This window comes from Zavarzinella formosa DSM 19928, assembly GCF_000255705.1.
GTDB lineage: Bacteria > Planctomycetota > Planctomycetia > Gemmatales > Gemmataceae > Zavarzinella > Zavarzinella formosa.
Genome location: NZ_JH636457.1, coordinates 20,567 through 34,277, shown reverse-complemented (window position 1 = coordinate 34,277; position 13,711 = coordinate 20,567). Strand labels below are relative to the sequence as shown.

Sequence of the window (13,711 nt, the reverse complement as noted above, 5' to 3'; positions counted from 1 at the left end):
TCGCCATCGCCGGCGCCCAGCGCGAGCGAGAACGCGCGAAGGCGCTCGCCGCCCGAGGCATGTGTTTTGAAAGCCACGCGGAGGCCGCCCTCGCCGCCGCCCAAACCAACCGCCCCCTGATCGTCTGGGTCGGAGTCCGCTGCGAAGAAAGCCCCGCCCTGCGCTCCCGCCTCCCCGACGCCATCCACTGCCACTTAAAGGAGTGGAACGGCGACAAAACCCCCAGAGTCGTCTTTCCGGGATTGGACGGAACCAGTTACAGTTTTGAAAAGCAACAGTTGGGGGAAGACGCCGCGCAGGTGATCCGGATGAAGACGGGGTTGAAGTGATTGGGTTTTGAATGCTGGTCTTGGCGAGCCGAGCAGCGTGAGCTGCCGGGTGGCTCCCGGCGGGGAAGTTGTCCGAGCCACAGGTTTGAGTCCGGCTGAGTGAAGGGGAGGCGATTTAACTGCCGGGAGCCACCCGGCTCCTCACGGAGCTCGGCTCGCCAATACCAAGAACATCTTGAAAACCAAGAATCGCCACTTCAAAAGGCGTCAGCGGCAGGGGCGGGGGGCTTCCCGTTCAATAATCGTTGCCCCAAACCGAACAGCTTTGAAACAACGATTCCCGGCTCGCTCGGGCGGGGCGTCATTTCATCTCTCCCGTTGACGCAGAGGATCGCCAAATGACGGAAGCCAAAGAAGATGAAGGCGGGGTTTACAATCTGGCCCCGGAACCGCCGATGGCCGTCTCCACGGCGGCGGCCTGCGCAACCACCCTGACGGCCGAGAAACGCGGGGCGGTCAAAAGCTACCTCACCAACCTCGGGCCCGCTCTGCGGGAAAAATACGGGCGAAAACGGCATTACTCGCCCGCCCAGGTGCGGGAGACGGTTCTGGAGCGCGCCCTGCATGTTGATTACATATGTTGGGCGCTTGTCCTGCACTGTTCGCCCCCGGATTTTGAGAGCATCCACGCGGCCGCCGGGGAACTGTGCGATCTTGCCGCGATGCGGGCGGCCATCGGAGTGGCGTTCTTCGACGGGAACACCGCCTTCGCCACCCCGGCGGTCGTGGATGTGATCGTCTCCGGCGCCGCCGAAGCCGCAGCCTCCGGGGGCATCGGCATGACCGGCTGGCTGGGCGAAGTCGACTGGCCGGCCCTGCTCGACTGGGCGTGAAGAACGCCGAATCAAACCATCATTGCATGAGGGTCAACGGATGCTGGCCATTTCTCACGTTCGCTCGCCGACGAATGGTTTTCGCCCCAAGGGGGCGCTCGAAAATAGCCAAGGGCGGTTTCCGCCCTTGGTAAATGGACGATTCCCAATGGTTTCCGCCCCAAGGGGGCGGCACAACAGGCAAGCGCCGCCCCCTTGGGGCGGAAACCATTTCATCGATGATGCTTCCAGGGGCGGCGACCGCCCCTGGCTATTCCCGGGCGCCCCCTTGGGGCGAAAACCATCACCCCGCCCGGATCGGCGTTGAGTTAAACGGCGACAGTGATTATGGTCGCCGCGCCGGCGGGGGGAGCCGGGGTCAGGGAGGGCCGTGTGATGAGGCAGTTCTGTCGGTGGGCGGGGTTCTGGATAATCTGCGTGATGGGCTGCGCGCATTCGCAGAAAATTCCCTCCTCCGTCGGCCCGCCGGAACGGCTGACAACCTGGCCGGACGACTGGTCTCCGTATGTCAACCGGCTCGTCACGGTCGAGGGCTATATCGAAAGCCTCAAAATGGGGCCGATGCTGTTTGCCAACGACGGGCGAAGCAGCGGCGGCAGCATCTGGATCGACGGCGCCTTGCCCGAACACGCCCACCGGAAATCCGGCCGGCCCAAGCGAGTCCGGGCGACGGGCATGGTCATCACGCGGGACGACATGCCGGTGTTCCTCGTCGGATCAAAGGAAGCGAAGAACAATCCGGACAGCGTGGAAGTGGAGACGGAAGAGGAACTTCAGAAACTCAAGTGGCGGTTTCTTCTGAAAGACCCGGTGTGGGTGGTTTCGGAATAAAAAGCCGTCGATCAACTCCTTCTTTGTGAAGCCGCGACGCGGAGTCTTCGCAGCGGAGCGCGGGCTTTCTGTGCACAATCGCCGACAGGACTGGCAATCACTGACACAGCGAGTCCGCGCTCCGCTGCGAAGACTCCGCGTCGCGGCTTCACGATGTCGATTGTGCGCCGGAAGTCTTCACGATTTATCGTGCAAAAACGCCAAAATCTCATCCAGCAAAACCGCCTGATACGCAAGGCGGTCGAATCCGGCCGGGTCTTGGGAGGGCGGGAAATCGGGGCGGGTCATGGCGGGCGGGAAGGGGCTTTGAAAAGAGTGGTGGCCGGCGTTGGGGACGGTTTGGTGATCGACGCGGCCGGGGTTGCGGACGCCTCGCGGAATCAAGTCGGCATGGAGATGGGAGGCTCGCTCGTCCTTCTCGGCCGTGCGGAGCATGATGGGAAGGTCGATGTCGGCCAGCGCGTCGTCACGCCAGAACCAGCCGCAGGCCGGGGCGAGAAGGATGAGCGCGCAAACGCGGGGATCTGGCGAAACGGCGACCGGCCGGGGCTTTCCATCTTCCGTTTCGCGCGCCCCGGCGTATGGCTTGCCTCCCGCGACGGCGAGGGCCGTGTAACCCCCCATTGAGTGGCCGATCAGCGCGACCCGGCCGGGCAACAGTCGGGGGCCGATCACCGGATCGGCAAACGCGGCATCCATCGTCAGGCAGATATGCCGGGGCCGGTTTTCCAGGTTCGCGGCCTTGCCCGAGAGACTTCCATCGCCCCGCCAGTCGCCCGGATGCTCGGGCAGCGCGACCACATAACCCGACCGGGCCAGTCCCGCCGCCAAGTCGCGGTACGTGAGCGACGAACCGCCCCCGCCGTGCGAAATCACCACCAGCGGCAGCCGATCCCCCTCGACCGGCGCATCCGTCGCCACATCGAGTTCATACGGCCCAAACCGCTCGGTCCTCGCGTCGGCCCGCGTGGAATGAAGCAATCGCAACGGGATCTTGACGCCCTGAACCGGGTCGTTTAAATCCACATTTCGGCAGCCGACATTCAAGCTCACGCCAGTCTCGCAAATCAGGAAATTGTGGCCGGTCGGCCGTCTTGGTGGGAAAATACAACCCGCTTGCTTGAGGGACAAGGATTGTCTTGCTCTCGGCTCGCCAAGACAAACCTTTGAAACTTCAAAAAAGGCGCAAATTCAAAAGCCGAAAGCAATCCCGACGGTGTTCAACACCGGCATTTGGTGTCGCCTTTTGCTTTTTGCGATTAAATTGCCATAACTCGTTTCAATTTAATGCTTTCGGATTCGATTGATGCAAAATTAGCCTTACACATTGGACACACTAAAAAGAAAAGGGGACCGAAAAAAGGGAGGCCCGGCCCTGACGGACCGGTCTGGGTTAACCGGTCTTTCAGACCGGGGCCATCGGCGGGTATGTGTTTTTCGCCCCCCAAAACATCCGGATTAGCGATTAATCCCATCGAAACGCCCGGTCTGAAAGACCGCCTAACCCAGACCGGTCCGTCAGGGGCGGGCGATCCCATCGGCCGGGCGCCTCCACCGGGCCGGGCGATCAAAAGAGAGGCCAGACGATGAGCGAGGCGGACGACGAGACGATTCATTGTGACCGCCACGGGCCGGCGAAGATGGCGTTTGTCTGCCAGCATCTTGTCGGCGGGTCCGGGCTTGGTTTCTGGTGCACCGACAACGGGCCATACCCGGATGCCTGGTGCGGCGACTGCGACGACCTGATGATGCAAACCGGCGAATGGACCGAGGAGGCCGAGAAGATCGCCGGCATCCGGGTGATCTGTCACCACTGCTATGTCAACATCCGCCGCCGCAACCGCGTCCGGCGAGAGAAGCCCTCCCCATGAGTTTGGGGATGAACAAAAACCATCAAGCCGCCACGCCAACGATCCGCCCCAAGGCTTGATTCAAGGAACAACCACTCCCGTGGATCCGCGATGTTGCGGATCTATCCCAACCCGACGAAACCCCGGCCTTTTCGCAATCATGGCCCGACTCGCGCAAGGGTGATCTTGGTCTTGGCGAGCCATCCGGCTCGTCTTGGTCTTGGCGAGCCATCCGGCTCGTCTTGGTCTTGGCGAGCCGAGCAGCGTAAGCTGCCGGGTGACTCCCGGCGGAGAAGCCGCTTGAGCCACGGGCGAGAGTCAGGCTGAGTGAAGGGGAGGCGGTTCGACCACAGCAAGCCACCCGGCAGCTTACGCTGCTCGGCTCGCCAAGACCAAGACGATGTTGTTGCAACGCCTTGGAATCACCTTTATAATCGCACAAGTGAATGGATGTTTTGGAAGGCGGTTGCCCCTCATGACTGAAGAAGAGATTTTTCAGAAGCTCGCAAACCCGAGGCGAGATGAAGACGGCCGATTGTACGTCAGTCTGCGTCGCGCATACTTGCCCAAGCCAACACTAACTGTGGCATTCGCAAGAGCGTTGGCCGAACAGTGCCCCCAACTCCAATCTCTCAACCTTGACGGCGCGCAGTTGACGGACGCAGGGGTGACGGTGCTGGCCCAACACTGCCCCCAACTCGAATACCTCCACCTCGCCCATACGGCGGTAACGGACGAGGGAGTGTCAGAGGTGGCCAAGCATTGCCCTCTGCTCCAATCCCTCAATCTCTCCGACACATCAGTGACAGACGCAGGGATAACAGCGGTGGGCGAGAACTGCCCTGAACTCCGATTCCTCTGCCTCAGCAACACTCGGGTGACGGACGCGGGGGCGGCAGATTTCAAACGTCGCCGCCCGTCCGTCCGCCTTAATCATTCCCACAGAAGGCACCGATCCGTCGATCTTGTGGGTTCCGGCAAAAGTCTCTCCATTCAAATCGAATCCCCCGGCGACGCCAGCGACGAAGATATCTTGGCGATCATCAAAAGACTGGTGTGGGAGGCGGACGGTTTGCATCGGGCGCTCGGCGGGCATGGGTTGCAAATCGAGAGTTTGGAAATCCACGAAGAAGTGTTTGAGCCGGCGGGGGTGGAGTAATGAGCGCTCCCAAAAAACTCCGCGTGACGGTTCGGTTGACTCAACGATCAATCGAAGATTGCCCGGAACTGTTGGAGCAAGTCCGCAAGGCTTTGCGTCAAAAGGGCATTACGCTTGTGGTGCTTTCCGCTGCAACGGAAGACAACTGTCGTGTTCCGAACGAGCAACTTGAAACGGAGGCGATGAAACTGGCGGCCGCCGTGCTAGACCGCGAGGCGAGGAAGGCCCGCGAAGTTGCGGTCACTCCTCCGGAGGCCGACGCAGAAGCCAAACCAGAGCCCAAGCCGGAAGACAAACAAGCGGATGCCGAGACTCGGATCAAACGTCTGCGGAAATGGATGGGAAAGCTGGCGGCCACGGGTTGGAAAGTGGTCGTCGATGCCTTCTTCGACAAGGTTCTCCCGCCGGGGCGCGGGGCCTGATTGCTTCGCCCGCGTTGTTCGCCCTGATGGGCCGAGCGAACAACGGGTCCAACGTTACAACAACGTTATTTTTCGGCCCGGAAAAGATTCTGAAGCAAGCCTGAAAGTCATTGCTCATCAGGGGCATTGTTGTTAGCATCCACCGGATCAATCTCGCCCGCCTGATCAATCTCGCCCCCTCCCGACGCTCGCCTCGCGATCATTTGAGATATCCAATGTCCCATTTTTCCTGGCAGGAACGGCCGGGCCTTGTTCTGTCGTCCGCCCGCCGTGATCGTCGACGCCGTCCGTTGTCGCTGGAGGGGCTGGAGTCCCGGATCACGCCCTCCGACAGCAGCATTGACTTTCCCTGCATTATCACGCCGTATCCGCCCGCGACGGTAAAGGACAATCAGGCGTTCAGCCTGTATGTGCAGGCCCAGCACTCGCCGTTCCATAAAGATGTCGATGTCTCGAAGGACTACACCGGGACGATGATCGTGACGACGGAGGCGGTGACGGCCGCGAATCTGGCCACCGTCCATATTTATGCCCAACACACCTTCAGCGGGGGGGGAACGTATGCCTTTGCCTTGAAGCTGCCGGGGAACGGCAGCACCGGCTTGTTTGTCACCGACACCACCACCTTCAACAGCGACGGGACCGGCATCTATGTCACCCCGGCCATGAAACTGGGGGCCGACGCTGTTTCCAACTCGGAAGTCGATCTCGCCTGGAGCGCCATCAAAGGCGCCACCAGCTACCAGATTTTTGAAAACGGCGGGCAGATCGCGACCGTGGGGAGTTCAAGCCTCACCGGCCTGACCCCGAACGCCGCCCCGCCCACCTCCTACCACGTGACGGGCCTGACCAAGGACACCGCCTACGACTTTGAGGTGAAGGCGACCGCCGCCGACGGCACCCACACCAGCAACGACGCGGAGGCCACCACGCTCCCGGACCCGCCGGTGCTGACGGTGACCCCGGAGCTCAGCAATTACTTTCCCGAATTTTCGTGGACCGACATGAGCGCGGCGGCCCCGGATGTCAAATACCGGCTCACGCTGACGAATGCCGCCACCAACAAGATCGCCTACGACAAGCATGATTTTCCCAAATCCATCACCAAGTATACCTTCCCCGATTTGGCGCCGGGGGCCTACACGGCCGTGGTGACCGCCACCATCGGCGGAGACGATCTCCGCAGCAAGCCCGTCAATGTGCAAATCGGCATTCAAGCCAGCCTCGTCAACGGCGCCCTGACCATTGAGGGAACTTTTGCGGCCGACAAGATTTTCGTCGGCCAGAGCAACGGCCAGATCTCCGTCAAGGGACAGGTGACCGACCAGACGGCCCCCCAGGATGTGCTGATTCTGGCCCAGGTTCTCGGCGACCCGGAGTTCGTGTTCAACCTGGGCGCCGACAAGGTGACCAGCATCGTTGTCACCGGGAGGGACGGCGACGATCAAATCCTGCTCAATCAGGGAGACGAACCCATCCAGGCCGCGGCGAGCATCGACGGGGGACTCGGAACCGATTTCGTCGCCGGGGTTCGCGGAACAGGAGGGCCGGGCACCCTGACCAATTGCGAGTTTGACGCCAACAATCCGGCGCCCAACGGAACCCGGCTGGAGGATATTTTCCAGGCGGGGCTTGGCAATTGCGGCCTGTTGTCCTCGCTGGGCGAGGTGGCGAAGCGCGGCATCGTCGATTTGAAAGACCGCATCCATTACACGGGCAACGACGGCGACATCGACCACGCCTTTTCCTTCACCGTGGATCTTTACAAAGAGGGCGGCCAGACGACTCCCGTGCCGGTCATTTTCAACGGACTTGTCAATAATCACGACCCCCAACCCTATCTTGATTACGGGTCGGCCCACCCGGTGGTCCCGGCCCCCAACCCCCCCTTTCAGTTCTGGACCGTCCTGTATCGCCGGGCCTATCTCAAAATGACCGGCCTGATTGACGACGGCGTTTTCCCCATGGATGCGCTCAGGGCGTTGACGGGACGGGAAAGCGTTGACGAGGATTTTTCAACGATTTTTTCCAACACCTCGGTGTTCGACAGCATCGAGTCCGAGATTAACATGGGCGGCAATGTTGTCGCCGTGACCTATCCGGACAAGGATGGCGCGCCGGTAAGCATGAAGCTGATCTCGCTGCACGCCTACACGGTGGTCAGTGTCTCGCGGGACACGTCGGGAAACCCCGATTCGATCCTCTTGCGCAATCCGTGGGGCACTGACGTTGGCAGCGTGGCGAACAAAGTGTCTTCCGGGGCCGATCCTTACGACGGGCTCGTGACGGTGGCTTGGGTCGATTTTCAGAAGTACATCAATTATGTCACTTTGAACGGCCCCGCGCAATCGGCGGCGTTCACGACGCCCAAGATCGCCACCCTCTCGGCCGGGGCGCCGGACTCGTTCGACGTCGAGACCAGCGGCAACCCCGCCCCGACCTTCAGCCTGGACGCCAAGGACAAGCTTCCCGAAGGCGTCACTTTCAACACGGCCACCGGCGCCCTGAGCGGCACTGCGGCGCCGTCGGCCGTCGGCGTCTACACCCTGCACATCACCGCCAACAACACCATCGGCAAGGCGACCACCCAAACCCTGACGCTGTCGGTCTCGCCGTTCACCGTGAACCAGTCACCGCCGACGCCGACGGAAGGGGACCGGCCGGTCAACGTGCTGGTCGGCACGTTCACCGACGCCAACCCGGCCGCCGTCGTGAGCCAATACACGGCCACCGTGAAATGGGGCGATGGCCAGACCTCCAACACGGCCGCCAAGAGCGTGAGCATCGTGGCCGACCCGAACCACGCCGGTGTCTACGACATCATGGCCACCAAGCCGGGCGCCTATTCCAAAGCGGGCCAAAACCTGCCGTTTAGCGTCACGGTTTCCGCTCCGCATGTCCCCTCGGACACCGAAAACGCGGCCGTCGCCGTGACTGACCCGCCGCTGACGCTGACGCCGACAGTCCCCGCGATCACGGTCGGCCAGGCCGTGACGAAGGCGCTGGTCGGCACGTTCACGGACGCCTTCGCGGGTAGCCACGCGACCGACTACACGGCCAACGTGTTCTGGGGCGACGGCCAAAGTTCCAGCAGCGCCGCCAAGAACGTCACCATCGCGGCCGATCCCAAGCAAAAGGGCGTTTTCGACATCTTCGCCACCAAGCCGAACCCCTACTCCGCCCAGCCGGGAGGAGTCAACCTGACGGTGACGGTGATGGACAAAGGAGGCGCGGCCGACAGCGTCACCAGCCCGGCCACCGTGACCACGCCGGCCCCCGGCGCCAAGCCGCTGGTGTTGACCGCGACGCCGAACTTCGCCGCGATCACCAACGCCCGAAACGGGGCGAACGGCTTCAGCATCACAGTGACTTACGACCAGCCGATGAACCCGGCCGTCAAGCCGGTCATCACCTTCAGCCCCAGCACGGCCAAGACATTGAAACTGGCCTCGGGAAGCTGGGATGGCGCCGGCAAAGTGTACACGGCCGTTTACAATGTGACGGTGGCCGACGTGACCTTGAACGCCGTTCAGGCCACCATCAGCGGGGCCAAGAGCGCCGCCAATGTCGCGCAGACATCCTTCGTCCGCGCCGGTCTGTTCTCGATCAACACGACGACGAACGCCGTCGGGCCGACGGTGGTCTCGGCGACGCCGGTCATCGGCACGATCACCAACGCCCAAGGGGGCGCCAACGGCTTTGGCATCACAGTGACCTACGATCAAGTGATGAACAGAACCGTCAAGCCGGTCATCACCTTCAGCCGCGACCTCGGCGCCACGCTGGCCCCGGCCTCAGGCAGTTGGGATGTCACGGGCAAGATTTACACAGCCCGCTACAACGTGGCCCTCGCCAATGTGACCGACAACGCCGTTCAGGTGACGATCGGCGGCGCCCTGAACGCCGCCGGTGTTTTGCAACCTTCCTTCACGCGAAGCGGCCTCTTCGCCATCGGCACGACGGCGGGGGCTGTCACGACTCCGACCGCGCCCAACGTCGTTTCGGCGATGCCGAGCATCGGCACGATCACCAACGCCCAAGGGGGCGCCAACCGTTTCAACATCGCCGTGACTTACAACCAAGTGATGGACACCGCCTTCACGCCAAGCATCACCTTCAGCCCCAATGTGTCATCGACGCTGACGTTCGCTTCGGGAAGTTGGAACGCCGGGCACACCGTTTACACGGCCGTTTATAACGTGGCCCTGGCAACGGTGACCGACAATGCCGTTCAAGTCACCGTCAGCGGCGGGAAGAGCGCATCCGATGTGTCTCAGACCGCCTTTTCCCAAAATGGTGTCTTCTCCATCAACACAACCGTCGTTTCCGGCGGGCCAAACATCTCGGTGACCGAGAACAACTCCAGCGCCAATGTCACCGCCGGATATTTCGGCGAGTCCTTTGTGCCGACGGCTTCCGGGCCAATGACTCAGCTGAATATTCTGAACATCACCGGCCTGGATGACGCCCAAGTTCAAAGTGTCAGTTCGGTGAACGCCACCATCAAGATTTTCCAAGGCGGAATCAACACCACCGACCCGCATTCGGCCGACTACGACACCCCGGCGGGATCGCTGCTGTACTCGCAAAATTTCACCTTCAGCGTCGGCAACAACAGCATCATGCTCGCCACCCCGCCCTCGCTGACGGCCGGCCAGACCTATTTGTGGGAGGTGACCTCCGACAATCTGTCCGCAATTTTGGTGAACTTTGCCACCAACAACCCCTATCCCGCCGGGGACACGATGGCCGGGCCGTTGTTTGGTTACGATCTGGATTTCCAAGTCTATGTGTGACCGGTCTTGACAATTTCGACGGGCCGAACGAACCGCGGGAAGTCCCCCGGTTCGGCTGGCATCTCAACATGACAACATCGTTATTTTTCGGCCGGAAAAGATTCTGAAGCAAGTCTTAAAGTCATTGCTCATCAAGGGCATTGTTGTTAGCATCCACGGAAGAAATCTCGCCCCCTCCCGCCGCTCGCCCCGCCAAGATTTGAGATTCCCCGATGTCCCATTTTTCCTGGCGGGAACAGCCGGGCCTTGTTCTGTCGTCCGCCCGCCGCAACCGGCGACGCAGTCCCCTGTCGCTGGAGGGGCTGGAGTCCCGGATCACGCCCTCCGACACCGCCGCCGACTTCCCCTGCATCATCACCCCGTATCCAGTCACGACTGTCAAAGAGAATCAGGTGTTCAGCATCTACGTGCAGCCTCAGCACGCGCCGTTCCGAAGAGATGTCGATGTCTCGAAGGACTACACCGGGACGATGATCGTGACGACGGTGCCGGTGACGGCCGCGAACCTGGCCACCGTCCATGTCTACGCCCAACACGCCTTCAGCGGAGGGGGAACATTTGCCTTTGCCTTGAGGCTGCCGGGGAACGGCAACACGGCCGTGTATGTCACCGACACCACCACCTTCAACAGCGATGATCGCGGCATCTATGTCACCCCGGCCATGAAACTGGAGGCCGACGCCGTTTCCAATTCGCAAGTCGATCTCTCCTGGACCGCCGTCAGAGGCGCCACGAGCTACCAGATTTACGAAAACGGGGGGCAGATCGCGACCGTGGGCAGCTCAAGCCTCCTCGGCCTGACCCCGAACGCCGGGCCGCCCGCCACCTCTTACAACGTGACGGGCCTGACCAAGGACACCGCCTATGACTTTGAGGTGAAGGCGACCGCCGCCGACGGCACGCACACCAGCAACGACGACACGGTCACCACCCTCCCCGACGCGCCGGTGCTGACAGTGGCGCCGGGGACCGACGGCGCTTACGGTCATCCGGATATTTCCTGGACCGACCTGAAAGCCGCGTTTCCAGGCACTCACTATGAACTGGCTTTTTCGAACCTCAGTTTGCCGCAGATCCCCCCAGCCATCATCTACAGAGGCATCCAAAACACCACGCATGTGGGCACCCAGCTTCCGCAGGGGTTCTACAGCGTGAAGGTGACCGCCATCCTCGGGGCCGCGGCGACGGCGCCCAGGGTGACGAGCAAGCCGGTTGAATTCCAAACCGGCATTCAGGCCAGTTTCCAGGCGGGCGTCCTGACCATCACCGGGACAACCGCGGCCGACCAGATTTTCGTCGGGCAAAGCAACGGCGAAATTTCCATTCAGGGACAGACGCCCGGCTTCGGAGCCGCCCCGGCCGTGGTGGAAATTCTCGACCATCTTCCCGTGGACGGCGATGTCTACCTGTCCGAACTTAGCGCGGACTTGGTGACCCGGATCAATGTCAGCGGCGGCACGGGCGACGATAAAATCCTGTTCAACCAAGGCAACGAGCCAATCAACAGCCTCGTGGCGATCGATGGCGGCGCCGGCAACGACTTCGTCGCCCCCTCGCGCGGCCCGGCCGCCAACACCACCATCGCCTCCGGGGAGTTTGGCGCCGCCAACTGGGCGCCGCACGAGGTCTTTGACGGCCCCGGCCCCGGCCTCCGCACAAACACCCCCATTGAGGATATTTTTCAGGGAGGGGCGGGAAATTGTTATGTTTTGGCTCCCTTGGGCGAGGTGGCTTATCGCGGAGCCGATTTGAAGGACGGCATCACTTATTTGGGAAATGATGGAATACTCGCCGATGCCTTTTCCTACACCGTGGCTCTTTTCAACAAAGCCCGCCAAAAAGTCAATGTGCGTGTTGATTTCAACGGAACCGTCCCGACGACAGACCCCCAGCCCTACTATCAATATCCGACCGCAGCCTCCCCGATTCCGGGGCCGTTGCAATTCTGGACCATCTTGTACAGCCGCGCTTACGCCAAGCTGCTTGGCAGCCAGATTGGACAGAGCAATTTTGGGAACATGACGGCCACGCTGACGGCCTTGACGGGCGTGGCCGCCGACATGCGATTCCTCGTGTCGAACCCGTCCGGCGTGCCTAACGCCTTCAACGAACTGTTGTTTAAATTCATGGAGGATGAGTTAAACATCGGCGGAAATGTGACGGCCGGAACCCCCGAATCCCAGCCTCCGCCTTCCAACAAGCCGCAACCGCCGGAAGACGTCAAACTGATATTGGGTCATGGTTACTCGGTGATCAGCCTCACTCGCGATCCGACGACGCATCAGCCGGCGACGGTCGTCCTGCGCAATCCCTGGGGTGTTGACGTGGGCGCCTTTCCCGGCAAGGTTCCCTCCGGAGACCCGACGGACGGCCTCGTGACGGTGACCTGGCAGGAATTTCAAACGTACGTTCTTTTTATCTCCTTCAGCGGCCCCGACGCCGGGCCGAAGATCACCACGCCCAAGGTGGCCACGCTCTCGGCGGGCGGGCCGGATTCGTTCACCATCGGGACCACCGGTTATCCCGCCCCGACGTTCACCTTGGGCGCCAAGGACAAGCTTCCCGACGGCGTCACGTTCAACACGGCCACCGGCGCCCTGGAGGGCAACCCGGCGCCTTCGGCCGTCGGCACGTATACCCTGCACATCACCGCCAGCAACGACTTCGGCAGCACGAACGCCCAAACCCTGACGCTGACGGTCACCCCGTTCTCGCTCACCCTGTCCCCGCCGGCGCCGACGGAAGGGGACCGCCCGGTCAACGTGCTGGTCGGCACGTTCACCGACGCCAACCCGGCCGCCGTGGCGAGCCAATACACGGCCACCGTGAAATGGGGCGACGGACAGACCTCCAATACCGCCGGGAAGACCGTGACCATCGTGGCCGACCCGAACCATGCCGGTGTCTTTGACATCATGGCCACCAAGCCGGGCCTCTATTCCAAGGCGGGCCAAAACCTGCCGTTCAGCGTGACCGTTTCCGCTCCGCATGTCCCCTCGGACACCGAAACGGCGAACATCAACGTGATTGACCCGCCGCTGACGCTGACGCCGGTGGTCCCCGCGTTCACGGTGGACAAGGCCGTGACGAAAGTTCTGGTCGGCACGTTTACGGATGCCTTCGCGGGCAGCCACGCGACCGATTACACCGCCAACGTGTTCTGGGGCGACGGCCAGAGTTCGAGCAGCGCCGCGCGGAACATCACCGTCGCGGCCGACCCCAAACAGAAGGGCGTTTTCGACATCTTCGCCACCAAGCCGAACCCCTACTCGGCCCAGTCGGGCGGGATGATCTTGACGGTGACGGTGATGGACAAGGGAGGCGCGGCCGACAGCGTCACCAGCCCGGTCACCGTGACCACACCGGCGCCCGCCGCCAAGCCGCTGGTGTTGACCGCGACAACGAACTTCGCCGCGATCACCAACGCCCAAGGGGGCGCCAACGGTTTCAGCATCACGGTGACCTACGACCAGCCGATGAACCCGGCCGTG

Annotated in this window: 9 protein-coding genes; 8 read left to right on the top strand and 1 reads right to left on the bottom strand. The window is 62.0% G+C overall.

The window, feature by feature from the left end; translation table 11 throughout:
• The 3 genes from BGIM_RS56450 to BGIM_RS0147010 all read left to right on the top strand — a co-directional run.
• The coding region (locus BGIM_RS56450) for a hypothetical protein (protein WP_193789101.1) at nt 1–329 on the top strand (329 nt) is incomplete at its 5' end.
• 338 nt (nt 330–667) lie between these two features.
• Nucleotides 668–1,162, top strand: a complete 495-nt coding sequence (locus BGIM_RS0147015) for a DUF6559 family protein (RefSeq protein WP_020476510.1) — start codon at nt 668–670, stop codon at nt 1,160–1,162.
• Between the two features lie 375 nt (nt 1,163–1,537).
• A complete protein-coding gene (locus tag BGIM_RS0147010) occupies nt 1,538–1,993 on the top strand; it encodes a hypothetical protein (protein ID WP_157370002.1) in 456 nt (151 codons plus the stop codon).
• 177 nt (nt 1,994–2,170) lie between these two features.
• On the opposite strand, the gene BGIM_RS0147005 is transcribed toward BGIM_RS0147010, so the two are convergent.
• Entirely contained in the window at nt 2,171–3,046 is an 876-nt protein-coding gene (locus BGIM_RS0147005) for an alpha/beta hydrolase family protein (RefSeq protein WP_020476508.1), read from the bottom strand.
• Nucleotides 3,047–3,579: 533 nt separating this feature from the next.
• On the opposite strand from BGIM_RS0147005, the gene BGIM_RS56445 reads away from it, so the two are divergent.
• The 5 genes from BGIM_RS56445 to BGIM_RS60960 form a co-directional block, all read left to right on the top strand.
• Entirely contained in the window at nt 3,580–3,864 is a 285-nt protein-coding gene (locus BGIM_RS56445; RefSeq protein ID WP_020476507.1) for a hypothetical protein, read from the top strand.
• A 454-nt stretch (nt 3,865–4,318) separates the two neighbouring features.
• Nucleotides 4,319–5,002: a leucine-rich repeat domain-containing protein gene (locus BGIM_RS0146995; protein WP_029632189.1), complete on the top strand. Its 684-nt coding sequence runs from the start codon at nt 4,319–4,321 to the stop codon at nt 5,000–5,002.
• The gene (locus tag BGIM_RS0146990; RefSeq protein WP_020476505.1) at nt 5,002–5,424 is read left to right on the top strand and encodes a hypothetical protein; all 423 of its coding nucleotides are present in this window, start codon (nt 5,002–5,004) and stop codon (nt 5,422–5,424) included. Before BGIM_RS0146995 ends, BGIM_RS0146990 begins: the two co-directional genes overlap by 1 nt.
• A 215-nt stretch (nt 5,425–5,639) precedes the next feature.
• Entirely contained in the window at nt 5,640–10,220 is a 4,581-nt protein-coding gene (locus BGIM_RS0146980) for a C2 family cysteine protease (RefSeq protein ID WP_020476503.1), read from the top strand.
• A gap of 212 nt (nt 10,221–10,432) precedes the next feature.
• The coding region (locus BGIM_RS60960; protein ID WP_193789100.1) for a C2 family cysteine protease at nt 10,433–13,711 on the top strand (3,279 nt) is incomplete at its 3' end.

Bases quoted from the DNA above. Each gene is read 5' to 3' on its own strand.
- BGIM_RS0146995 (WP_029632189.1), top strand. From the start codon at position 4,319: ATGACTGAAGAAGAGATTTTTCAGAAGCTCGCAAACCCGAGGCGAGAT.
- BGIM_RS0146990 (WP_020476505.1), top strand. From the start codon at position 5,002: ATGAGCGCTCCCAAAAAACTCCGCGTGACGGTTCGGTTGACTCAACGA.
- BGIM_RS0147010 (WP_157370002.1), top strand. From the start codon at position 1,538: ATGAGGCAGTTCTGTCGGTGGGCGGGGTTCTGGATAATCTGCGTGATG.
- BGIM_RS0146980 (WP_020476503.1), top strand. From the start codon at position 5,640: ATGTCCCATTTTTCCTGGCAGGAACGGCCGGGCCTTGTTCTGTCGTCC.
- BGIM_RS56445 (WP_020476507.1), top strand. From the start codon at position 3,580: ATGAGCGAGGCGGACGACGAGACGATTCATTGTGACCGCCACGGGCCG.
- BGIM_RS0147015 (WP_020476510.1), top strand. From the start codon at position 668: ATGACGGAAGCCAAAGAAGATGAAGGCGGGGTTTACAATCTGGCCCCG.